Genomic DNA, 23,385 nt, shown 5'->3' with positions numbered 1-23,385 from the left:
GCTTCCGACCGCTTCCGGCGCGGAGATGCGCGGAAACGGGGTCAGGTTGATCTTTGTCTGACGCTAGGCGCGGTTTTCTGCCTCGGTGTGCGTAGATAGGTCATCCCAAACTCCTCGCGCTACGTGTTCGAGCCAAGCGGCTGCGCTGAGTCGACGGTGCCGTACGCGCGATTGCGCCCGTCGTGCTTGGCTCGGTAGAGCGCCGTATCGGCGCGGCGCAGCAGCGACGCGATCGATTCGCCGGGCTCGTACTGAGCCACGCCGGCCGAGAAGCTCGTGCCGAGCGGGCCGGCACTGGTCGCGATCGCGTGGGAGGCAACGCTTGCCCGCAGCCTCTCCACGCAGGCCAAGGCGCTCTCGTGCTCGGTGTGGGGCAGGATGAGTAGGAACTCCTCGCCCCCGTAGCGGCCAACGGTCGGTTCGTCCGCCAATATGCCCACCCGATCGAGTGCGCGGAGCTGGCCTTGGGCGAATGTGCTGAACCCCTGGAGAAGCTCATCGCCAACCTGGTGCCCATGGCGGTCGTTCACCTGTTTGAAGAAGTCCAGGTCGATCAGGGCCACCGAAAACGGCGCCTCGCATCGCGCAGCCCTGGCGAGCTCATTGCCGAGCAGCGACATCAGGTGCCGGCGGTTGTGCAGCCCTGTGAGCTCATCCCGCGCAGCGGACTCTTCCAGACGCGCCAGCGCGAGCTTCAGCTCCCACTTGCGACGGGCGAGCGCTCGTCGCATGCCCACGATCTGGCTGCAGACGAACGCCATCCACACCGTGATCATCGCGAGCGCCAGCAGCCGCAGCATCTCCTCGCGAAGCGCGCCTTCGCGCGGCCGAAGCCACCAGAACTCCAGGGCGACCAGGCCCGCGTAGCCGCTGATGATTGCCAACGCCAGCACTTTGAACTGGCGACGGCTCAATCCGAACAACCCGAACAGCTGCAGGGACACGAACAGCATCAGCATGACGCCACGCGCTTCGTCGGTTGCGTGGATCACGGCCAATGCCATGACGAGCGCGGTGTAGATCTGTGGCTGGAGCAGCGCCGGATCCTTGAGGCGCCGGGTCATGCCTGTCCGGATCAGCAGGAAGTACGTGACGTTGATCACGATGCCGACCGTGAACAGCGCAGCCACGCCTATTGCATCGGTGTGCAACCAGCCCCACCACAGCGCCGGCAGTACCGGGACCAGAAACATGAGGTACGTCAGGTGGCCCAGCAGCTGCCTGCGCAGCAGCATTCCCCGGACCGGGTCATCAGCGGGAATCAGGTGGGACAGCATCCACGGCTCGCTCGAAATGGGACGGCTTGGCACCGCCAGCGTCCGGGCAAGACCATTCGCCGCCGTACGTTAACGACCAGCGCCAACGGCTCTTGAGCGCGGGCCTGTGCCGACAGTCGCGGTTTTGCTGCGTATTCGCCACGCGGGCGGGCCGCTGGCACTTCAGGTGCAACCTCCACGGCCGTAAACGCTCCACGTGAGCAGCCGATCCGGGCGGGTGTGTCCCTTCGGGAACCATCGATCCGGCTTGCACGTTACGGACGCGTTGCCGCGTCCATCGCCCCGATGCACTGAACGTACGCGGTAATCGCCAAGATGCTGGATGACGCTGACCCCGCCGCCGCGCCCGTAGACGCCGACGAAGCCGCACGCCTGACCGCGCTCGAGCAGCTCGACGTGCTCGACACCGATCCCGAACCGGTCTTCGACGATCTGGCGTGGACGGCGGCCCGCCTGTGCGACACACCGATTGCGCTCGTGACGCTGGTGGATGCCGGTCGGCAGTGGTTCAAGGCGCGTTGCGGCGTAGACGTGAGCGAGACACCGCGCGAGGTGGCGTTCTGCGCCCAGGCGATCCTCGGGTGCGAACTCATGGAGGTTCCGGACACGCTTGAAGATCCGCGTTTCGCGAACAACCCGTTCGTGCTGGACGCGCCGGGGATCCGGTTCTACGCCGGGATGCCGTTGCTCAGCCCGGACGGGCACCGCTACGGCACGCTCTGCGTGATCGACACCCGGCCGCGCCGTCTGGACCAGCGCCAGCGCGAAGGCCTGATGCGCCTGGCCGCCCAGGTCTCGCTCCAGTTGCAGCAACGCCAGCAGCTTCTGCATTCGCTCAATCGCGAGCGGGCACTGACGCACATGCTGGAGACGATGCCCGACGGCGTCGTCTGTTGCGATGCGACCGGCGTCATCACCCGGTTCAACGAAGTCGCGCGCGATTGGTTTGGCATCGAGCCGGAAACGACGCCATTGAGCGAGTGGGGCCAGAACGTGGGCTGCTACGCGCCGGGCTCCGACACGCCGATGCGCGCCGACGAGCTGCCGCTGATCCGCGCCCTGCGGGGTGAGCGCATCCGCGAGGTGGAGGTCATCCTGAAGGCACCGCACCGTGCGCCACGGATCCTGTCGTGCAACGCACAGCCGCTGCTGACATACGGCGGCGAGCCCGGTGGGGCCGTCGTGGTGATGCACGACGTGACCGGGCTGAAGGAAGCGAACGCGCTGCTCGCGCAGTCGGGCGAGCGCTGGCGCGCGACGGTCGATTCGATCGGCGACGCGGTACTCACCACCGACACGCACGGCATCGTGACGTTTGCGAACCGGGCCGCGGCCCGCCTGCTGGGCTGCGACCTTGCGACTGCGACGGGGCGGCACGTCGACGCGCTGTTCCACAGCCCGGACGAAGGTCGCGTGCGTCTGGCCGATCTGGTGAGCCTGGTGCTGAGCGGCCGGCTGCCGCGGGTGGCAGCCGTCGGCAACGAGATCCATCGCGAGGACGGCTCACGCGTGCTGTTCGAAAGCAGCGGCGCCGTGATCCACGGTCCGGACGGCGTGGTGTCGGGCGCGGTGCTGGTGCTGCGCGATGTCACGCAGACGCACGAGTTGGCCGAACGCATTTCATGGCAGGAGTCGCGCGACCCGCTGACCGGGGTCGACAACCGCGCAGGATTCGAGCGAGGCCTCGTGCATGCGCTCGCCACGCGCGAAAGCCAGAAGGGCTGTGCACTCCTGCACGTCGATCTCGACCAGTTCAAGATCGTCAACGACACCTGCGGGCTCGCCGCAGGCGATGCGTTACTGAAGGACGTGGCCCAGGCGCTGAGAGCGCAGCTGCGCGAAAGCGATCTGGTCGGACGCTTCGGCAGCGACGAATTCGTGTGCCTGCTCATCGACTGCCCGTTCGATGCCGCCATGCGCATTGCGGAGCAGATGCGGCAGGCCATCACGCAGATCAGGCTGCGCTGGCAGGACCGCACGTTCGCGATCACCGCCAGCGTCGGGCTCGTGGCCGTCAACCCGCAGGACGCGATCGCGGACCTCCTGAGTTCGGCGGACTCGGCCTGCCAACTGGCCAAGGAGAAAGGCGGGAACCGCGTCCACAGCCACAATTCGACGAGCGTGGACGTCATCCAGCGCCGCACCGAGCTGGACTGGGTGCCGCGTCTGCAGGACGCGTTGGCGAACGACCGTTTCGAGTTGTACGGGCAGGAGATCGTACCTACGTCCCGCGACGCGCCGACGGAAAGGCATTTCGAGGTGTTGCTGCGTCTGCGTGGCGACAACGGTGAGCTCGTGCCGCCGATGACGTTTATCCCCGTTGCCGAGCGATACGGACTGATGCCGGCCGTCGATCGCTGGGTAGTCTGTAGGGCGCTCGCGGCGCTGAAGCGAGTGGACGCCAGCCGGGCCATCCGCCTGTCAATCAACCTGTCAGGTGGAACGCTCGGAGACGATGCATTCGCGCGCTACGTCGAAGACACCTTCAACGAACTGGCAGGCGACTACTCGAAGGTCTGTTTCGAGATCACTGAAACCGCTGTCATCGCGAACGTGGCGAATGCCGAAGCATTCATCAACTGGTTTCGCAGCCAGGGCGGGGAGTTCTCGCTCGACGACTTCGGGAGCGGCATGTCCTCGTTCGGCTATCTCAAGCGGCTCAAGGTCGACTATCTGAAAATCGACGGGGCGTTCGTCAAGAACCTCGTCCACGACAGCGTCGACGAAGCGATGGTCAAGGCAATCCACGGCGTCGGCCGTTTCATGGGCCTCCGAACGGTGGCCGAGTTCGTGGACAACGAGACGACCCTGCATCGTCTGCGCGAGATTGGCGTGGACTACGCACAGGGCTATGGGATCCACATGCCCCAGCCACTTGATGAGCTGCTCTGATTGGTGACGCGGCTGGCGGACAAACGTGCCCGGTGATGCAAGCTCGGTGTCGCGGACGAGTGTTCTTGTCCGTGCAAGCTCTTTGAGTTGAAGCTCGTTACCGGTTCGTGCGGCACGGGGTCAGCGGCGCTTGCCGTCGGTTACGAGCCGGCGTGGTCTGGCAACAGAAAGACTTGATTGGAAGCGCCTTCCAAGGCTACGGAGCGGTTGCTTGAACAAGGGATGCAGCAGGTGTGGGCTGGCGCTCTGTGGACGCGTGCCGTTTCAGGGTGGTGCGGAGCTCGACAGCCGACGCTTTGACGCCGGGGCGCGCTCGACCTGACGGGCGAGCCCGCAGCTTCGCGCCGCAGGCAACGGGTCAGTCGCGCACCGCGCCCGCCGCCATCGATCTCTGGCCGCCGCGTGCCGATGGCGCGCCACCGCGAGCTCCAACGCGCCATCGGCACGAGTCGGGCTCAGCAGGCTCGGTTCAACGCTGCGGCACCGCCATAAGCACCTCATGGAGCGCCTCGACGCTCGTAGGCTTGACCAGGTGGCGGTCAAACCCGGCCTCGAACGCACGCCGGCGGTCTTCCTCCTGTCCGTACCCGGTGAGCGCCACGAGGTAAGGCCGATAGCCCGGGATCGCGCGGATGTGGCGCGCGACGTGGTAGCCGTCCATGCCCGGCATCGCGATGTCCACGAATGCGACGTCCGGACGGAAGTCCTCGGCCATGCTCAAGGCCGAGGCCCCGTCGTACACGGCGCGCGATTCCTGGCCAAGGCTCGTGAGCATCAGGGCGAGCGTGTTCGCGGACGGCTCGACGTCGTCGACGACGAGCACGCGGTGGGCCGGCGCCGCAGGCATCGCGTGCAGCGGTGTCGATGGCGCGTCGATCGACGCGCCGTCTCCGACTGAGACGGGCAGGCGGACCGCAAACTCGCTGCCGCGTCCCCGTCCTTCGCTCCGGGCTTCGATCGTGCCGTCATGCAACTCGACGAGGCTTTTGACGAGCGTGAGCCCGATGCCGAGGCCCCCGTGCGTGCGGCCCAGCGACTGGTCCACTTGGGCAAACATCTCGAACACGTCCGTGAGCATCTCGGGCGGGATGCCGGCGCCGTTGTCGCGCACGGTGACCAGCGCGCAGTCGCCGTCGCGCATCGCGGTCAGCTGGATGCGGCCGCCGGGCGGCGTGTACTTCGCCGCGTTGTTGAGCAGGTTGCCGAACACCTGCACGAGCCGGCCCAGGTCGCCTTCGACGCACAGCGGGTCAGCGGGCAGGGCGACGGCGAGTTCATGCCCGTGGGCATCGACGAAGGGCTGCAGCGCTTCGATGGCGGCCTCGACGGCCAGTCGCAGGTCGAGCCGCTCTTTCCTCAGATCGATCTTGCCGCGGGTGATGCGCGAGACGTCCAACAGGTCATCAATCAGCCGGACCATCTGCGTCATCTGCCGCCGCATCATCTCGCGCAGCCGCTTGGCCTCCTCAGGCTTGTCCTCCACGAGCGGCCACACCTGCAGCGCATTCGAGATCGGGGCGAGAGGGTTTCTCAACTCATGGGCGAGGGTGGCGAGGAACTCATCCTTGCGCCGGCCGGCTTGCTCGAGCGCGTCCTTCGCGCGGTGCTGCTCGGTCACGTCCGCAACGGTGCCGACGAAGCTGGAGACCGTGCGCGTTGGGCCGTGCCCGTCAAATGAGGCGATCCCGCGGGCTTCGAGCCAGCGCGTCTCACCGTCCGGACGGTTGATGCGGTATTCGATCGCGTAGGGCTGCGGCTCGATTGGCTGGGTCGCGGCTTCGACCGCCGCCCACAGGCGCGGCATGTCCTCCGGGTGCAGGAGGCGACTGATCTCTTCGACGTGGCACGACCCGCGGCCCTTGAGGCCGTAGATCTCGGCGTAGCGTTCGTCGTGGGTGACGAATCCCGTCGCCGGGTCGTACTGCCACCAGCCGAGGCGGGCGGCGTCGAGCGCGAGTTGACGCTGGGCCGCGAGCGCCGTTTGTGTTTCGCGCGCGTCGCGCAGCGCGGTGATGTCCGCGACCATTGCTGTGATGTAGCGGACGCGGCCGCCGGGGCCGCGGATGCCGGACACCGCGTTCTGCACCCAGACCGCGGAGCCGTCGGGTCGGAGGTAGCGCTTCTCGATCGTGAAGTTCGGAATCAGGCCCTGCGACAGCTGCGCGAACAGCGACAGGTTGCCTGTCACGTCGTGTGAGTGCGTCAGGTCCTGCATGCGCAGCGTCAGCAGTTCCTCGCGGGAGCGCCCGACGATCTCGCAGTAGCGGTCGTTGACGAGTACGAACCGGCCGTTGAGATCCACCTGTGCGATGCCGCCGGTCGATTGCTCGAACAGCGCGCGGAAACGCTGCTCGCTCTCCATCAGCGCTTCGCGCGCTTTGCGGGACTCCGTGATGTCACGCCCGAGGCCGAGCCATTCGAGGATCTCGCCGCGGTCGTCGAGAATCGGCACCGCACGGGAGTGCACCCAGGCCGCGTCCCCGCCGGGCATCAGGACGCGGTGCTCGAGTTCGAAGAGCCCCTTCGTCGCGATGGCCCGGGCAATGGCTGCCCGGACGCGCGCGTGCTCGTCGGGCGGCAGGTTCCGCTCGATCCAGTCGCGGAGCGGCGCCTCGTTGCTCGCGACGAGGCCGCGGCCGTCCAGCGGCTGCATCTCGCTCCAGTCGGCGCTCATGCGGTAGACGACGTCTGAAGTCGCGGCGACGAGGGCGTCCAGCCTCGCCCGGGCGTGGGCGTGTTCGCCCTGGTTCGTGCCGGTGCCGTCCCCCGTGGGATCTTCTTGCCGGTACGAATCGCCGTTCATTACGTCAGTCTCTGCGCGGCCAGGCGTCTGTCGCCGGGCGGACGGGAACTATAACGAGCAGCGGGTGAGTGCGGTCGAGGTGCCGCGGCGCGGAGCCGGAATCACGACAGTCGTGCCCGCGCGGCGCAGGCCGCAGTGGCCGTGCCCGGAGACCTTCCGGAACGCGGGCGGCCTCACGAGGCCGCACCCTCCGCAGCGAGCAGTCGCCTAGGGCCGGGCCCCTCGGCCGCGTCGGCATCGTGCGGGTTGTACAGCCGGCATCGATCGATCGACAAACAGCCGCAGCCGATGCAGCCGTCGAGGGTGTCGCGCAGGCGCGTGAGCTGCGTGATTCTTTCTGTCAGGTCCGCGTGCCACCGCGTCGAGAGTTTCTTCCAGTCCGACCTTGTGGGCGTGCGGCTCGAAGGCAAGGTGCTCAGTGCATCGCCAATCGCTCTGAGCGGCACGCCCACTTGCTGGGCAACCTGGATCACGGCAAGCCGCCGCAGCGTGTCACGCTTGTATCGACGCTGGTTGCCGGCGGTGCGCTCGCTCGTGATCAGCCCTTGTGTCTCGTAGAAATGCAGCGCCGAGACCGCGATGCCGCTGCGTCGCGAAAGCTCGCCGACGCTCATCATCGGATTCGCCACGGCGCTTGACCTCAAGTTAGCTTGAGGTTCGATACTGGCCGCATGAGCGACGGATCTCAACCACTTCCAGCCGACGGACGAGTCGATGCGGCGGCGCACGCGTTCACGGGTCCGAGCACGCACGCAGACGCGGTGCCAGGGCCGGAACCCGGTCTCCTTTCGACTGAGCATCGCGCGGCAACGGTGGGCGTGGTCGGACTTGTCTCGGTTGTGGCACTGGAGGCGATGGGCAGCGCAGCGATCATGCCAGTCGCCGCCACTGCGCTCGACGGGCTGTTCTTGTACGGCTTCCTGTTCGGTGGACCGCTTGCTATTTCCCTGCTGGGGATGGTCGCGGCCGGGCAGTGGAGTGATCAACGCGGTCCGATGCGAGCGGTGTGGGTCGGCACGACCTGCTTTGTCGGCGGCCTGCTGGTCGCGTCAATCGCGGGCTCCGTGTGGTGGCTCCTGCTGGGTCGCCTTGCGACCGGCCTTGGCTCCGGGATGATCGGCGTGGCCCTGTACGCAACGGTCGGCCGCGTGTATCCGGCTTCGCTGCACTCGAGGGTGTTTGCAGCGTTTGCGGCCGCGTGGATGCTGCCTGCTCTTGTAGGGCCCGCGGTTGCTGGCCTCGTTTCCGGACTGCTCGGCTGGCGCTGGGCGATCCTCGTGCCCGCGGCGCTGGCGTTGCCCGCGTGCGCTGCGTTGGTGCGGGTTCCCTCTGCCGCAGTGGCCCTGCGGGAGACGGGCCGCAGCAAGCCGCCGTCGCGCCGCATGCTTTGGGCGCTTGGCGCCTCGGTTGGCGCGGTTGTGCTGCACTTGGTCGGGCAGGCAGGGCTGGGGGACGCGGCGGCAGCAGGTGTGTCGATCGGCCTGGCGTTGTGTGCGGCCGCCGCGATGGGCCTGCTGTACGTGTCCGCGCGTCGCTTGCTCCCTACCGGAAGCCTTGTGGCTAAGCGCGGCCTCCCGGCGGCCATTGCACTGAGCGGGCTCTCCCAGGGCGCGTTCTTCGCTGCGGAAGCGTTTCTGCCGCTGCTGCTGCACCGCGAGAAGGCTGCATCGGTCGGGGTGGCAGGCGTGCTTTTGTCAGCGGGCGCCGTCACGTGGTCAGCGGGCGCATTCGTCCGGGCGCGCATGCATTCGAAGGTGAGCGTGCCGCAGATGCTGCGGTGCGGATTCGCGCTGCTCGGTGCAGGGATCGCGCTGTCGTCGCTGGTGCTGATCCCGTCTGCTCCCGTCATGATCGCAGTGTTGGGATGGGCCATCGCGGGGGCAGGCATGGGCCTCGTTTCGCCAACGCTTTCAGTCGTCACCTTGGCACTGGCTCCGACGGGCACACAGGGGCACGTGGGCGCGTCGCTGAGGCTCAGCGCGGCACTTGCAACGACCTCGACCCTCGCATTCAGTGGCGCGACGTTCGCGTTGCTGCTGCACGTCAATGTGGCCGGTGCGTACGCGACAAGCCTTGGCCTCGCGGCGCTGCTAGCGTTAACGGGCGGCGTAGTTGCAGGTCGGGTGGAAGGCGCTGCTCGATGTTAGGTTGACCACGGGGCGTATTGCGCCAGCATCACGCGTCGAGAGCGGTCCCCGGTGCAGCGCCGTTCCGCGGCGAGGTGAGCGTCGGAAGCTCGGGCGAGACCCTGCGAACCAGTGGTTCGCGGGATTCAGAGCCAAGGCCGTCGCGTCACGCAGCTTGTTCGTGAGAGCCGGCGTTCCTCGCGACAAGCGCGCAGTCACCCGCGCAGTGCCCGAGCAAGTTGGCGCGCTGGCGGTCGGTACGGACGGACGGACGCAAGGTCACCACAGGGCTCGGTTGAGGCGGCGCCGCCCGGGGCTGCAAGCCACACTGACTTTTGGCACTACGAGCGATTTCATCCGCGGCTAGGCTAATCGGTCAAGCCAACCGGCGGACTGAAAGGACTCGTGACCATGCGACGCATTGCCTTGACCATTGCTCTAGCCGCAGCACTTGCGCCCGTTATCACGTCGGCCGGGGCGCCTCCCGCGCCGGCCGACTTCGCGCGGTTTGCGGACTCGGTACTCGCCGACGCCGTGCAACCGGATGCCCCGGGCGTCGCTGTACTGGTCATGCGCGGCGACGAGGTGCTGTATCGCGGCGCCCGGGGAGAGGCGGACGTGGATGCCAACGTCCCGCTCAAGCCGGGCGACCGATTCCGCATCGGTTCGGTCACTAAGCAGATCGCCGCGGCGGGGCTGCTGAAGCTCGTCGAGGCCGGCAAGGTCTCGCTCAACGATCCCTTGTCGAAGTATCTGCCGGACTATCCGGATGGTGCACGCATCACGATTGAGCAATTGCTCAACCACACGTCGGGCGTAAAGAGCTACACCGACATGCCGGGCGTGATGGAGGGCCCGATCCAGCGCGATCTCACCACCGCGCAGCTCGTCGATTACTTCAAGGGCGAAACTCCCGAGTTCGCGCCGGGCGAGGGGTGGAAGTACAACAATTCCGGGTACGTGCTCGTCGGCGCCGTCATCGAGGCGGCCAGCGGACGCCCGTGGCACGAGTATCTCGAGGAAGCGCTGTTCAAGCCCCTTGGCATGAACGACACCGGCTACGGGCATGACCCGGCGGTCGTCGCGCGTCAGGTCAAGGGGTATTCCACGGATGGAAAGGGCCCCGCGCCTGCGAAGCCGCTTAGCATGACCCAGCCCCACGCGGCCGGCGCGCTTGTGTCGAGCGTCGATGATCTTGCGCGTTGGAACCGTGCGCTGCATGAGGGCGAAGTACTCAAGAGCGATACCTACACCCGCATGATCACCCCGACGGGGAAGGCCACCGAGCCCGGCTATGGCTACGGCATCACGGCCGCTAAGGTGCGTGGCGCGCGGGTGCTCGAGCACGGCGGCGGCATCTTCGGCTTTACGTCGCACCTCGCGTACGTGCCGGGGCCAGACATCAGCGTCGCCGTGCTTCATAACAGCAATTCGCCAACGCCCGGGAAAGACCCGGGTTCGCTCGCGCGCCGCCTCACCGCGGCCGCGCTCGGAGAGCCTTATCCGGAGATCAAGCCAGTCGCGGTCGATGCAGCGCTGCTCAAGCAGTACGAAGGGGTGTATCAGGTCGACAAGGACGCGACGCGCACGCTGCGCCTCGTCAATGGAAAGCTGACCGGCCAACGCACTGGCGGGGCGCGTTCCGACCTCGTCCCGATCTCGGAGGACACCTTCGTGTACCCGGACGGGTTCAACCGGTTCCAGATCCAGCGGGACGCCGCGGGCAAGGTCACCGGCATGCGGTTTTGGGCGAACGGCGAAGGCGAGGGGGCTGTCGCGACGCGGACCGACGAGCCGCTCCCTGTTGAGCCCACCGCAATGCAGTTGCCGCGGGAAGCGCTCCAGCGGCTCACCGGGGTTTACGCAACGAAGGGCATGGAGTTCGACATCACGCTCGACGGCGAGACGCTCAAGGGCCAGATCAAAGGCCAGCCCTACGGCGTGCCGCTGGTCGCGACGTCGCCGACGCGTTTCACCGCCGAGTCCGTCGGGGCCGAACTGACGTTTGCACCGGAGTCGGGCCCGGCGCAGACGGTAACGTTGCGGCAGGGCGGCAACACGCTGGAGTTCGAGCGCGTTCCGGCTGCTAAGTAGCTCGTGGCTGTCCAGCTAACCGTGCGCCTCCAGGATCAGCACGAACTGACGGACCGCTTCGCATCGCGATCGCAGAGGCGGCCTTGGGCCCGCCGGCTGGGAGGTGCCGGCTTCCAGCTCGTGCGCGGTTGATCAGACACCGACAGGCCAGTCGGGTGGGGTTCCGCACCCACCCGCGATGCCTTCAGTGCGGGCCGTCAGCGGTACCGCGCGTGCGCCTGTTGGCGAAACGGAATGCCGCGTACGCCGCGACCAGCGCCAGGACCACCGAGCACGCCAACACTGCAGGGAGCAGCCACTCCGGCGCGTGCGGGAACGCCGCCACGATCCGCGGCCCTACGAGCACGCCTGTGATCGAGCCCGAAAGCGCTCCGAGAAAGAAGAGCAGCGCTCGCCCGAGCGAGAGGGGAAGTGCGTCTGGCCGCCGAGGCGCCCTCATGCCGCGCGCCGGTGCCGGCGCCAGAGCACGACCAACCAGCCAACGGCGGTAGCCGCAAGGCCGCCCCAGATCACGCCCTCGGTGAATCGCACGCCGGTCAGATACGCCGCGGCCGCCCCGACCGCGCAGCCGACGAGGGTCCACTTCGCGACAACGCGGCGCTCCGCGATGCTTTTGTCGTACGCGGCGCGTCTGCGGGCGATCGCCTCTTGATGAGCACGATCGGGTTTGAGGATGGCCTCGGCAACCGCATCGGCCTGGTGCTTGTCCATTTGAGTACCTTCTGTTTCCTGCGTCCGACTTCGACGGCTCCCAGCGCGCGAATGCGTGGAGGAGCGTTCGCCTTGCTCAGCCAGCGCGGCGCGACGACAGCGCCACCGGCCGTCCTTGTTCGCGTGACCAGGGCTCGTCCAGCGGACGCTCTACGCCGCTCCAATCTCCGGGAGGTCTTTTTCAGATTACCCGTAGTGCGCCCAGCCTATGCGTCCGGCCTTGTCGATCATGAACATCTGCGGCACTGACGTGACGTGGTACGCGGCCGAGATTGCGCGGTCTCGGTTGTGCGTGAGCATCAGCGTTGCGCCCTTAAGCGTGCGTGTGATCTCGCGATGCGTTCGCGCCGGCCCCTTGAAGTTGAGCGGCACCACTTCGAGTTGGTCACAGCCCGCTGCCTTCTGTATCGCCTCCAGAAGCGGAAGCTGATTACGGCGGCGACCGTTCCACGACCACCCGAACGCCACGACCAGGAGCTTCCCGCGCCAATCGCTGATGCGGGCCTCGTCCCCCTGCGGCGTCCTGCCGAGCCTGTCTGGCGGCGTGTCGCCCACCGCGGGCGCCGCGTGCGCGGTGAGGGTCCCGAGCCCGAGTGCCAGCATCACACACCACCTCCCGACGGCACTCAGCCTGAGTGTTGCTCCCTCGAACAGTTTGCAAGGCAATCCCACAGTGCTCCGACAATCGCCGCCCGCGGGCCTGGTGGACGACCTGACTCGATGACGAGCTTGCAACCGCTCCGGCGCCGATCCGCGCATGCGAGAAGAAAATGCGCCGTAATCGGCCGGTTGCGCGCATTTCGCGAAATCTTTAGTTGCCCAGGACAGGAGTTTCGCCGCGGTCGCATCGCTTACGACAAGCCGCGCGACGACGCCGAGCGCCGACTGTCGCCCGCTGTTCAACACGCGGCGGAGCTTGGCAGCGGGCCAAGTGGTCCTCCGCTTTGCCGCGAGGAACGGCGACCCGGCGTCCCTCGCTCCGACACGAGCTACAACGCGCGAGTATCGGCGACCAGGCTCAACCGCTACCCTCTGCACCCCCTTCGCGCCGCGACCGTTACCGTGTCGCGCCGATGCGCGCCTTCGGACGCGCCCGCTATTCGATGCACTTGACCCAAGGAGCTCCAATGTCCCGCAACGCCTTTAAGGCCTACGACATCCGCGGCCGGGTCCCGGATGAACTCGACGAAGCGCTCGCGCGCCGCATTGCGGCGGCGATGAGCGACCTGCTGCAGCCCGGCCCGGTCGTGCTCGGCCGCGACGTGCGCCTCAGCAGCCCCGACCTGCAGATCGCGCTGAGCGAAGGCTTCCGCGGCGCGGGCCGTGACGTGATCGACATCGGCCTGTGCGGCACCGAGGAGGTCTACTTCCAGACCGACCACCTCGGCGCGGCCGGCGGCGTCATGGTCACCGCGAGCCACAATCCGATGGACTACAACGGCATGAAGCCGGTGCGCGAAGGCGCGAAGCCGATCAGCGGCGACACGGGCTTGCTGACGATCCGCGATCGGGCGACGTCTGACGAGGCGCTGCCGTCCGGCGGGCAGGGCAGCGAGCGCGCGCAGCACGACAAGAGCGCGTACTTCGAGCGTCTGCTCGGCTACGTCGAGGGTCGCGACCTCAAGCCGCTGAAGATCGTGACCAACGCAGGCAACGGCGGCGCGGGACTGGTTATCGACGGTCTTGCGCCGAACCTGCCGTTCGAGTTCATCCGCCTGCAGCACGAGCCCGACGGCACCTTCCCGAACGGCATCCCGAATCCGATCCTGCCCGAGAACCGGGCAGCCACCGCCGAGGCGGTGCGCGCACGCGGCGCGGACATGGGCATCGCGTGGGACGGCGATTTCGATCGTTGCTTCTTCTTCGACGCCGACGGCCGCTTCATCGAGGGTTACTACCTCGTCGGCCTGCTCGCGAAGGCGCTGCTCGCGCGCAGTCCGGGCGGCAAAATCATTCACGACCCGCGCCTGGTCTGGAACACGATCGAGATGGTGCAGGACGCAGGCGGCACGCCGATCCAGAGCAAGACGGGTCACGCCTTCATCAAGGAGCGCATGCGCGCCGAGAACGCGATCTACGGCGGCGAGATGAGTGCGCACCACTACTTCCGCGACTTTGCGTTCTGCGACACCGGCATGGTGCCGTGGCTGCTCATCGCGGCGCTTGTCAGCGAGAGCGGCCAGTCGCTGGCCGAACTCGTTGAGGACCGCATGTCGCGTTTCCCGTGCAGCGGCGAGATCAACTTCAAGGTGGCCGATGCGAAGGCCGCGATCGAAGCGGTGACGGCAAAGTACGCGCCGTTGAATCCGGAGATCGACCGCACCGACGGCCTGTCCGCCGACTTCGGCGAGTGGCGCCTCAACCTGCGCAGTTCGAACACGGAGCCGCTCGTGCGCCTCAATGTCGAGTCGCGCGGAAACGCGGCGCTGGTTGACGAGAAGGTGGCCGAGATCCGCGAGGTCATGTCGCAGGCGGGCTGACGGAGGGCGGCGTCGCGGTCCGGTCGCGACCGCTTCAGGCGATGCAAGAACGGGCGGGGCTTCGGCACCCGCCCGTTTTCGTTTGCGCCGTGCGCTCAGTCCGTCGGATGCAAAGGGCACGGCACGTGCGCCCGCAGCGTGCGCGCCTGCGGTCGAACGTGCGGACTGGCCGCGATCGGAATCGCGCGACGCAGCGCCGCGACGAACCACGCTGAAGCTCGAACGCTCGCGCCTCAAAACGTGTCGCAAATGCAGCGGCTGTGGAGGGCGTGGACAGGAGGATAGTCGGACTGCGTCACCCCTCCGGTGCTTCTGCGCACCCGAGGCCCGGGACGCACGCAGGCGCGGACACTCGGTCCGCCGCCACGCCCCGTGAGGAGAAGTCGCATGAGCCTGCCCACCCGTCGTTCCCTCGCAGCCGCGGGGGCGCTCGTCGCCGTCCTGTTCGCGATCCCCGTGTCAGCGGAACCGATCGAGCGGCTGTCTTTCGTGTCCGAGCCTGGCGACCCGGTGGGTCTAGGGCAGCAGATGACTCTGTCGCCGCTGTATGAGAGGGGCGGGGAGTCCTCGATGTCCATCAGTGGACGCGGCACCGACGGGGATTACTGGCTTTCCATCCAGGCGCCGGCGGACGGGCGGCTCGAGCCTGGCGTGTACGAGAACGCCCACGGCGGCGACGTCGAGTACGACCCGTCGCGTCCGCGCTTGGAGTTCCAGCACGAGTCGCAGCGCTGCGCCGTCGTCAGTGGCCGGTACGAGATCACCGAACTCAAGTTCGAGCAGTCGGGCTACGTCGAGCGGTTCCGCGCCACCTTCGAGCAGCGCTGCGCAGGTTCCGATGCAACGCTGTGGGGGCAGGTGGACATCGTCAAGCCCGCGCTGGATCCGATCACGACGATGGACATCAGGATCCTGCCCGTGGTCGAGCTCGTGCGCAGCACGTGGCGTCAGGGCTATGAGGACGCCTTGGCGCGGTTCGTGGCCGTCTGCAACAACGCGACCGGCGGCGACTTCGACGCCACCCTCGTGCAGCGCGGCCCGGGGGGCACCGTCACCCGCTCCATCGTCGGCGACCGTATGGGCTGCACGCCGGGAGGCAGCCACCAAATCGCGATATTCCAGACCGCCGGCTTCCGCCCCGGTCGGGCGATGCTGAAGATCCATGCGTTTGTCGAGGATCCCGTTCTGGGCGATCAAGCGGCGTTCGTGTCCAAGGTCGTGACGCAGGAGGTGATCCTGCGCCCCAGTCGACCCGAACGTCGCACTCGGTCAATGAATCGGCCGGCCCGCTGACTCAAGGGCCGCGAACACCGCGGATGCGCAGCCGGGTCCGCTTGCGACGCGCTGCTGCATGTGGGGCGCTTCGCCCCGCGTGCCTACCTCTGCTCAGGGAAGCGCCGGAAGCAAGACACCGGCGCACGCTCGACAGCGGGGCGAGGCGTGTTGTCGGGGGCGCAGCGCATGTCGCCACCAGGATGAGAGTGAACGCAACGGACGGGACCTTCGCTCCGTCCGTTTTTGTTCGACGTTGGCAGCATCGGTCCAGCACACCGCAGCAGCGTACAGAGCGCGCCAGCGCTCGCATCCGGCGCGTTGCACCTACGTATCGTTTGCGGCGCAAACGCGATGCCGCCTGCCTCGACGATTGCGGGCTAGCCCGTTGATTGTTCGACGGAATGTCGCGCGTGTGGTCACGACGCCCGGACGGTGCGTGTCATGGCAACGCGTGAAGGCGCCCGATGAGCTCGCTCGCAACCTGTCCGAAGGATCGATCACCAGGCGTTCACACCAACGAGCCAGCCCACGCGGGGCCGCGTGGGCGGCGTCATCGCTGTTCGGGAGATTCCCATGAAGACCTCGTCGTCCCTTCGCCGCATCGCCATCAGCGCCGCTATCGTCGCAGGGCTCACCGCTGGCATTGGTTTCGCCACGGAGCCCACGAGCTGCAACCTGAAGGTCGTCAAGTTCTATGACAAGAACGCCAACGGCCTCTACGACGCGGGCGACAGGGTCATCGTGGGTTGGCCGATGACGCTCGGGCGCGCGGGCAGCGAGGCCAGGTCGACGCAGCTCACCAACTCGTCCGGTCAGGCGCGCTGGAGTTTGCTCCCCGCCGGCGGCGGCTACTGGGTCGGTGAGGCCATGCCGGTCGAGTCGAACTGGGTGCAGTCCGCGCCGGTCGACGCCGATGGCAACCCCGTCAATCCGGTCACCGACGTCACGCTCATCGCCGGCCGGTCGAAGGTCATCAAGTTTGGCAACTACTGCCTGGCACCGAGCGGTGGCCGGACCCCGGGCTTTTGGAGCAACAAGAACGGCCGCGCTCGCCTGCTCGACGAGCTCGACGGTGCCGAGGAAGAGCTCGCGCTTCTGCGCGACCTGAATCTCGTCGACGGCAACGGACTGCCGTTCGACCCGACGACGGCCGAAGAGGTGCAGGCGTGGATCAACAAAACCAACGCAACCAACATGGCCGCCAAGTTGTCGTCGCACCTCGCTGCGATGGTCCTCAATCGAGAAGCCGGCTTCGTCAACGGCACGCGCACGTACCTTCCGTTCGGCGGGACCATCAACGAACTCATTGCGCTCGCGAACGAGTCACTTGCGCGCGATCAGTTCACGCCGACGGGCGATGAGGAGCGTGCGATCCAGGAGCAACTGAAGGACCATCTGGACGCGCTCAACAACGGCGCCAATGCCGTCGCGGCGAAGCCGTGCAAGCGCACGTTCTAAACCAGCCACCGTCCGCGAGCCTTTCTGTTCCTCGTGCCTGGGCCGCCACGCGGCCCGGGCGCGTCCGTGCTCCACACCGTCGCGCGGCGTTGGTGTGGCGCGGGCGCTGGGCTGCTGACGTGCTCGGCCGACTGCGCATCGCGGACCGCGAGCTCCTAGGCGCGGCGATCGACGCTCGCGAGGTGATCGTGCAACCCGGGCGCTCTGAGCGTTCCGGCCGGCGAGTGGTGCGCGACTGTCGTTGAGCGCTAGCGGCGAAATCCTCGGCAGTTCGCGCGCACACCGCGAGGCCGCCATAACTGCCTGTTTTTAAACATTGCAGCCGCTGGCGGTACTCGCAAGCGCACCGCCGGGCGGTCCCGTGGCGGCCGGCCAGTGGCAGACATCGGCCGGCACCCGTGCCGCGTGCCTTTTACCTGAGGAGTGACAGCGAACGTGATGTTAGCCTCGCGCGCGCAGCGCTACTTCGTAGGCTTCGTGCAGTTCGCGGGTCCGGAAGCGGGCGAGGGCACGTTTTTCGGCCGTCAGCGATGCCACGTCTTCAGGGCTGTGCCGGAGCAGCGCCGCCTCGTAGGCCTCGCGGATATCCGTGCGCCCGGCGTCGGGCGCTACGCCGAGCACCTCGTGCCACGCACGCGTGGGCAGTGGCGGCGGATCGATCGGTGCCGGGACGGGCGGTGGCTCCGCCGGCGGCGCCAGCACCGGCGGCGCGCTGTCGCGCTGCTGCGCAGCATGGCGGTCGGCGTCAGTCCGCTCACGCTTCGCATTCGGAACGAAGACGGAAATGAACCAGTAGCCGATGACCAGCCCGCTGACGATCACGGCGCCTTCGGTGAATGTCATGGCTGGGGTCCCGGCTCGGACTGGGAGGCGGCAGCGGCTTCGCCGCCGCCGTGGAGTCGCGTCCTTATAACCCTTGCGACTTGCACGCGCTCCTCAGGCCTCAGGTGTGAGGCAAGAAACGCCTGGACCTCGGTCTGCAAACCCCGTGCGAGGCACGCCTTGCGCGCAGCGTTGATCGCGAAGGGCGGGCACGCCAGCACGTCCGTTGCGAACGTCAGCAACGCGCGCTTTGTCAGTCCGAGCCGATCCCGCTGGCCGACCGCGAATGCCACGGCCGCGCCCGATGTCGCATAGACCGCGATAGCAAGCACCAGCAGCGTCTCGATCGGCGCGCGCAGAAACAGCACAGCGGGCAGCGCTGCAAACAGCCAGACGAACTGCAGGGCGCTGGCCCACTGGAGTGGGCGCAGCGCGCTGTAGAACGCTGCATCGTCACGCGGTGCCTCAGCAACCGCCGTGCGATCCCAGCGCTCCCGAAACTGTGGTCGCCACGGCGCCCAAGGCTGACCCAGCACCGGGAATCGCCGATCGAGCGTGTAGCCCGAGCCCGACGACACGCACCACCCGCGGCGACCCCGCGTGAGCACGATCTCGTCGGCGTACAGAAGCATCGCGCTGTCGTAGAGATACAGCGCGAGTGCGCCGATCACGAGTGCTGCGTCGGCGGCGTCGAAGGTCACGCGGCGCCGTCGGTCTTCTTCTTGCCGAACAACGAACGCGCACCCATGCCGACCGCCACCATCCCGGCGAGCGCGAGCTTCCAGAATTTGAGGAAGAAAACGCCGAGCATCGCAAAGAAGCCCTTCTTCGAAGCCACCGCGGCTGCGCCACCGGTCACCAGCGCGGCAAGCCCGTACTCGGCAATGCGATCGCCCTCGCGGAATTCGGCGTACGTCTGTCCCGCGTTGAACGCGTAGCCGGGCAGGGTGCGCTTGAAGTCGGCGACGGATGCCTGAAGCTCTTCGTCGCCCGTCACGAGCAGCACGTTCATGACGCCGCTGCGACCGAGCAGCCGGGTGTTGTAGTTGATCGTGTCGCTGTTGGAGCCTTCGCCGCGCAGCCGGAAAGCCCATTCGAGCGAATTGATCGTCTTGTCGTACTGCGGCTCGAACGCCCAGCCCTTGACGTGCAACGCTGGCCAGCCGTTTGCGCGCCGTTCTTCATTGGACGCCTCGGTGCCTTCGGTCGTCGTCGCGAGCAGGTCGGCGCTGTCGAGCTTTTCGTCATCCTTTACGTAGCCGACGTCTTCATACGAGAAGTAGGCGACCCACGACAGGTCGTCTTTTGCGAGGACGTATTCGTCGACACCCGGGTCCGGGTTCTGCGTGAGGCGATTGAGCTCGCGGGCGCCGTCGGGTGCGAGGAACACATAGCCCTCGGGCACTTTGACGGTCGCCTGGGCGCCGAGCGTGCCCACGGCGGGCCCGTGCTGCCACGCGAGGTCGTCGATCGTCTGTGCCTGTGCCGCCGTGTCGCTGGCTGCGAACGAAAAAACGCCGGCGAGCAGCGCCGTTGCAAAAAGCTTCATCCATTTCCCCTGTAGAACGCCCCCCTGGCGTTCGGCCATGGTAAGCGCTGTCATCGACTCGCACAGGAGCCACGGCCTAGGGGTTTTTCTCGTCTCGGACGACTGCGCTTACCCCTCCCGTTTGCGCGTCTGTAGGCGCCGCCGCGGGGGGGAACGTCCGCGCAGGTGCGGCCACACCGAGTGCCGGCGTGACTCAATGGTTTCTCGACTGGCGCGCGCGGCGCGCGGCGGGACGCGCACAGTTTCCTGCACGCGGCGCGATGCCCCCAGGTCATACGGGGTTCCTTTGCCTCAGATGCTACGCCCCGGAGCCTGCGCTACAGAGGAAGGTGAGCCCAACCCGACGAGGCAGTTTCGTGATGGTCGGAGGCGCACTCTGCAACCTCGATCGGCGCGCGCAGCCCCTGCTTCGGTTCGCGCGTGTTCGCCAGCACGCGACGAGTCTCAGGCCTCGCTCGGGGTGCTCGGTTCGGATCAGAGGGGCTAGGCGACGGGATCAGTCGACCCGCACCGGCTCCGCCCCGGTCGCATCCAGCTTAGGTGCCCTTCGGACCCCTAGGACTGAGCGACGGCGCGTCCCCGAACGGTGACGCAAGAATGTTTCTCTTGTGTCCCCCGTCCTAATGGTTGAGCATGACGCTCCCGAGCCGTGCCGGCTGTCGGAGACACAGGGGAAATTAATGATTTCCGGCGCGGCCGCCCGACGGGACGGGATTGGCACAGTTCCGTGCGTGTCGCACTGCAGGTGGCGGGCGAGGAGCGTTCTCGGCCGTGTCGCTCAGCGGTTGGACTGCGCCGGTGGCACCCGTAGTACGACTACTACCGGTACAAAAGGTGGAACTCGCCTTGCGCGACGCGAACGGCGTCTTGCGCGACACGGACGGCCACGTCGGTCATGGCGAGTCACCGCGACGCCCAGGTTCGTCGGCACTGCTGCGACGCGAAGACCAACTTGTTTTGAGCCCAGGCGGCCGTGCCTTAGTCCTCAGTCATCGCAGCCGCCGAGGCAGCGAAGCCGGGACCTTCACAGGCCGCGCCCACACATCCGTAGGCCAGCGCTCGAGTTCTGGCGCGGACGTGCGGCATGCGTTGCGCTCGCACGGGTCCCGCGCTGCGTGTCGGCCGGCGCACAACCCACTTTCAACAAACGTTTCAATCCGTAGAGATCAGAAAATGATGCGAAAAACATGGACGGCTTTGATCGGCATCGGGTGTGCCGCAGTGGCATCTGCGCACTTGTATGGATCGACGACTGACAACGCGGGACCCTCCGAGTTGACAGCGAACGTAGAAGACGGCGTGTTTCGCGCCAGGGCGTCGTCCGCGCTGCGGGCCGGGTTCGCGACGACCGAACCTGCATCGGCGAGTACCACGAATGCGTTCACATTCTCGCCCGCGCAGTCGCATGCATTGGGGGCCGAGGTCAACGCTGTGGCTGTTGGCGACGTCACCGGCGACGGTCGGGACGATGTGGTCGCGGTGACGAGCTATTCCTGGAGCGCCAACGAAAACACCAGTCGGGTGTTCGTACTCGAGCAGCAGCCCGACGGCAGCTTGCTGATCAATGGGAAGTATCCATTCGGTAACAGCACCGCGTACCGGGTCGGTATCACGCTGGGAGACATGAACCGCGACGGTGTGCGCGACATCGTCGTCGGGCACTCGACGGGCATTAGCGTTCTAACTGTTAACTCGGCGGGCGGGTTTACTACGGCCGTCTACTCGGCGCCGCAGGCATCAGACGTCGTCGGCGTGCTCGACATTGACCTCGACGGGAACATGGACGTCATCGGTCAGAGCTGGAGTTCCGGCGCGTACTTATTCTTCGGTAACGGCGCGGGTGGGATCGCAAGGTCGCAGTCGTTTCCAACCAACGCGGTCGGCTACAACGATCTGAAGGTCGGCGACGTTACGGGCGATGGTTTTCCTGACGTATTGATCAGCTCCGGCCAAGGGTCCCGGAATTTTTGGGTATACCCCCATGACCGGAAGGGGGGACTGGGTCTGGCGCGGACGTACACCACTTCTTCCACTGGCTGGTCCCCCTACGCAGTGGCAATTGGAGACCTCAACCACGACGGCTTGAACGACGTGGCCCTTCCAGAGCCAAAGAATAGCCCCGCACAAATTTGGACCTATTATCAATCCGGGGCCGGCGAACTTCACCAGGGAGCGTCGTTGCAGAGCTACGACATTCCGTCGGCATCAATCTCTACCGATTTGAATCGCGACGGCCGTGACGATCTAGTCGTTTTGCACGGCGGCTGGTCCAACGTCGGTTTTTATATGCAGGGCCCCAATGGCCTGCAGCCTGAGCGTCTCTTCGCCGCGCCGGTCTCAAGCCATCCGAATCCGCAGGGGTTGGGCGCAGGCGATGTTAACGGGGACGGCTGCAGCGACGTCGCGTATGCCAATAGCAACCAAGGCGTGGTCCTTCTCTACGGCAAAAACTGCGGGCTTCCTAAGCCACGCGACGACGTCGACGGCGACGGCAAGAGTGACTTGCTGTGGCGCGATGACGCCAAGCAAAACTTCGCGCTGTGGAACATGGTTGGGGCTAACGTCGTCGGAAGCGCGGGATATTCAGTGGGCGCGGCCTGGAATGTCGTGGCGAAGGGCGATTTCAACGGTGACCGACGACTCGACATCGTGTGGAGCGACGGCGCGTCCATGCAGATGTGGAAGACGAGTAGCAGCGGTTACGTTGGCGCGAGCATGGGCCCTTTCCCGTCCGGTTACCGCGTGGTCGCTACCGGCGATGTCGACGGCGATGGCCGTGACGACATGGTCTGGCGTGACAACGCGAACACAGTGCTCGCGTTGTGGGGAATGAATGGCGAGCGGATCGTCAGCTCTAGTGCTTATGGCCTCCCGTCGTCCTGGCGAGTTATCGGGGCGGGCGACCTAACCGGTGAGCGCCGCCTCGATTTGGTCGTGGCAAGCGACCGCGTACTGGAGCTCTGGAGCGGATCGGCGGGCCTGTCGTTCACACGTTCTGAGATGGGTGGGTATCCAGTTGGTTGGGTGCTAGCCGGGGCCGGCGACGTCAGCGGTGACGGATACGCGGACCTGTTGTGGCGCCACGCCGATGGCGGGCATTTCGTCGTGTGGTCGATGGCGGGACCGCTACGCATGGCGGGCACGGGGTACAGTGTGGGCAGCGCTTGGCGCGTCGCGCATGTGGGTGACCAGACCGGCGACGGCCTCACTGACGTAGTCTGGACCGATGGGACTGCAATGCAGCTGTGGACATCGAACGGCGCGTCGTTCAGTGGTGCGAACATGCCGCGTTATCCCGCGGGCTGGGCTCTGTTGCGTGAGTGACGGGCCTGTCCCGAGTCGGCACGACCGCGACGCTAGGTAACGGTCGCGAGTACAGCTCGGGTGTCGAGAAGGGGACGGCGTGCAGACGCGCCGTCCCTTTTTTGTGCGCCTAAGGGACGATATGAGCGCGCGGCGCTGGGCTCCTTTGGGATCTGCAATGCTTTGCCTGGGCGGCGGAGCCCGGGCCAGCTCGACTGCCCCACGCAAAACCGGCGCCGGACTAGCGGATCGCCGTCAGTTCCCAAGAGGTCGACGTGCGAGCGGCCTGAGGCCAGCTAGCGCGGCCTGTGAGGCTCAAGGTGCTTATAGACACTTGTTCCGCGTCTAATGAAAAGAACCAGGTCCTTGGAAGCCATCACCAGTGCTTGATTCCCGCAGCACTACAGAGCGCAGGAAGGGGCCGGGCGCCCTCGGTATAGCAACGTCAGGCTTAGTGTGCCTTCCGGTCGCAAAGGCTCCATGCATGCCTCGACGAGCATGGACACGGGTGCGCAATCGTCGTCCCTGCCGCGGGGGCGCAAGCGAAGCGCGGGTGCCCGACAAGTCGTCAGTCGTGTGCGTTCCAGGGCCGGGA

The 23,385-nt window shown here is 66.8% G+C and carries 15 protein-coding genes; 7 read left to right on the top strand and 8 right to left on the bottom strand.

Going from position 1 to position 23,385, the window contains the following annotated elements:
• Positions 1-119: 119 nt before the first annotated feature.
• Positions 120-1,130: a GGDEF domain-containing protein gene (locus IE075_RS03495; protein ID WP_189453336.1), complete on the bottom strand. Its 1,011-nt coding sequence runs from the start codon at positions 1,128-1,130 to the stop codon at positions 120-122.
• A 462-nt stretch (positions 1,131-1,592) separates the two neighbouring features.
• On the opposite strand from IE075_RS03495, the gene IE075_RS03490 reads away from it, so the two are divergent.
• On the top strand, positions 1,593-4,169 hold the full coding sequence (locus IE075_RS03490; protein ID WP_189453335.1) for an EAL domain-containing protein: 2,577 nt from the start codon (positions 1,593-1,595) through the stop codon (positions 4,167-4,169).
• 469 nt (positions 4,170-4,638) lie between these two features.
• Here IE075_RS03490 and IE075_RS03485 read toward each other — a convergent pair whose 3' ends face one another.
• Together IE075_RS03485 and soxR are read right to left on the bottom strand one after the other, a co-directional pair.
• Positions 4,639-6,972, bottom strand: coding sequence for a PAS domain S-box protein (locus IE075_RS03485; protein WP_189453333.1), 2,334 nt, complete (start codon positions 6,970-6,972; stop codon positions 4,639-4,641).
• Positions 6,973-7,145: 173 nt separating this feature from the next.
• Positions 7,146-7,589: a redox-sensitive transcriptional activator SoxR gene (soxR, locus tag IE075_RS03480; RefSeq protein WP_189454766.1), complete on the bottom strand. Its 444-nt coding sequence runs from the start codon at positions 7,587-7,589 to the stop codon at positions 7,146-7,148.
• 201 nt (positions 7,590-7,790) lie between these two features.
• On the opposite strand from soxR, the gene IE075_RS03475 reads away from it, so the two are divergent.
• Positions 7,791-9,119 carry an MFS transporter gene (locus tag IE075_RS03475; RefSeq protein ID WP_229792294.1) on the top strand — a complete coding sequence of 443 codons (1,329 nt, stop codon included), beginning with the start codon at positions 7,791-7,793 and terminating at the stop codon, positions 9,117-9,119.
• A gap of 390 nt (positions 9,120-9,509) precedes the next feature.
• Positions 9,510-11,192 (top strand): serine hydrolase domain-containing protein, encoded by a 1,683-nt coding sequence (locus IE075_RS03470; protein WP_189453329.1) that lies wholly within the window; start codon positions 9,510-9,512, stop codon positions 11,190-11,192.
• 435 nt (positions 11,193-11,627) lie between these two features.
• Here IE075_RS03470 and IE075_RS03465 read toward each other — a convergent pair whose 3' ends face one another.
• Positions 11,628-11,903, bottom strand: a complete 276-nt coding sequence (locus IE075_RS03465) for a hypothetical protein (RefSeq protein ID WP_189453327.1) — start codon at positions 11,901-11,903, stop codon at positions 11,628-11,630.
• 186 nt (positions 11,904-12,089) lie between these two features.
• Entirely contained in the window at positions 12,090-12,506 is a 417-nt protein-coding gene (locus tag IE075_RS03460; protein ID WP_189453325.1) for a TlpA family protein disulfide reductase, read from the bottom strand.
• Positions 12,507-13,030: 524 nt separating this feature from the next.
• On the opposite strand from IE075_RS03460, the gene IE075_RS03455 reads away from it, so the two are divergent.
• The 3 genes from IE075_RS03455 to IE075_RS03445 all read left to right on the top strand — a co-directional run bounded on the left by IE075_RS03455 (position 13,031) and on the right by IE075_RS03445 (position 17,116).
• The gene (locus IE075_RS03455) at positions 13,031-14,383 is read left to right on the top strand and encodes a phosphohexomutase domain-containing protein (protein ID WP_189453323.1); all 1,353 of its coding nucleotides are present in this window, start codon (positions 13,031-13,033) and stop codon (positions 14,381-14,383) included.
• A gap of 387 nt (positions 14,384-14,770) precedes the next feature.
• Positions 14,771-15,676, top strand: a complete 906-nt coding sequence (locus IE075_RS03450) for a hypothetical protein (RefSeq protein ID WP_189453320.1) — start codon at positions 14,771-14,773, stop codon at positions 15,674-15,676.
• 555 nt (positions 15,677-16,231) lie between these two features.
• Positions 16,232-17,116 carry a hypothetical protein gene (locus IE075_RS03445; RefSeq protein WP_189453318.1) on the top strand — a complete coding sequence of 295 codons (885 nt, stop codon included), beginning with the start codon at positions 16,232-16,234 and terminating at the stop codon, positions 17,114-17,116.
• Positions 17,117-17,557: 441 nt separating this feature from the next.
• On the opposite strand, the gene IE075_RS03440 is transcribed toward IE075_RS03445, so the two are convergent.
• From IE075_RS03440 to IE075_RS03430, 3 genes are read right to left on the bottom strand one after another with little or no spacing between them, the layout of a single operon-like run.
• A complete protein-coding gene (locus IE075_RS03440) occupies positions 17,558-17,938 on the bottom strand; it encodes a J domain-containing protein (RefSeq protein ID WP_189453316.1) in 381 nt (126 codons plus the stop codon).
• Between the two features lie 17 nt (positions 17,939-17,955).
• The gene (locus IE075_RS03435; RefSeq protein ID WP_189453314.1) at positions 17,956-18,639 is read right to left on the bottom strand and encodes a hypothetical protein; all 684 of its coding nucleotides are present in this window, start codon (positions 18,637-18,639) and stop codon (positions 17,956-17,958) included.
• Positions 18,636-19,487, bottom strand: a complete 852-nt coding sequence (locus tag IE075_RS03430; protein WP_189453312.1) for a DUF2167 domain-containing protein — start codon at positions 19,485-19,487, stop codon at positions 18,636-18,638. The genes IE075_RS03435 and IE075_RS03430 overlap by 4 nt, the downstream gene beginning before the upstream one ends.
• Positions 19,488-20,762: 1,275 nt before the next feature.
• On the opposite strand from IE075_RS03430, the gene IE075_RS03425 reads away from it, so the two are divergent.
• Positions 20,763-22,811: an FG-GAP repeat domain-containing protein gene (locus IE075_RS03425; protein ID WP_189453310.1), complete on the top strand. Its 2,049-nt coding sequence runs from the start codon at positions 20,763-20,765 to the stop codon at positions 22,809-22,811.
• Positions 22,812-23,385: the final 574 nt, after the last annotated feature.

This window comes from Cognatilysobacter bugurensis, assembly GCF_014652095.1.
GTDB lineage: Bacteria > Pseudomonadota > Gammaproteobacteria > Xanthomonadales > Xanthomonadaceae > Cognatilysobacter > Cognatilysobacter bugurensis.
This window is presented reverse-complemented; position numbering and strand designations above follow the sequence as displayed.

What these genes read in the sequence shown, in the direction of transcription:
- IE075_RS03465 (WP_189453327.1), bottom strand. Translation starts at nt 11,903, where the DNA reads ATGGACAAGCACCAGGCCGATGCGGTTGCCGAGGCCATCCTCAAACCC.
- IE075_RS03450 (WP_189453320.1), top strand. Translation starts at nt 14,771, where the DNA reads ATGAGCCTGCCCACCCGTCGTTCCCTCGCAGCCGCGGGGGCGCTCGTC.
- soxR (WP_189454766.1), bottom strand. Translation starts at nt 7,589, where the DNA reads ATGATGAGCGTCGGCGAGCTTTCGCGACGCAGCGGCATCGCGGTCTCG.
- IE075_RS03470 (WP_189453329.1), top strand. Translation starts at nt 9,510, where the DNA reads ATGCGACGCATTGCCTTGACCATTGCTCTAGCCGCAGCACTTGCGCCC.
- IE075_RS03430 (WP_189453312.1), bottom strand. Translation starts at nt 19,487, where the DNA reads ATGAAGCTTTTTGCAACGGCGCTGCTCGCCGGCGTTTTTTCGTTCGCA.
- IE075_RS03455 (WP_189453323.1), top strand. Translation starts at nt 13,031, where the DNA reads ATGTCCCGCAACGCCTTTAAGGCCTACGACATCCGCGGCCGGGTCCCG.
- IE075_RS03460 (WP_189453325.1), bottom strand. Translation starts at nt 12,506, where the DNA reads ATGCTGGCACTCGGGCTCGGGACCCTCACCGCGCACGCGGCGCCCGCG.
- IE075_RS03485 (WP_189453333.1), bottom strand. Translation starts at nt 6,972, where the DNA reads ATGAACGGCGATTCGTACCGGCAAGAAGATCCCACGGGGGACGGCACC.
- IE075_RS03490 (WP_189453335.1), top strand. Translation starts at nt 1,593, where the DNA reads ATGCTGGATGACGCTGACCCCGCCGCCGCGCCCGTAGACGCCGACGAA.
- IE075_RS03445 (WP_189453318.1), top strand. Translation starts at nt 16,232, where the DNA reads ATGAAGACCTCGTCGTCCCTTCGCCGCATCGCCATCAGCGCCGCTATC.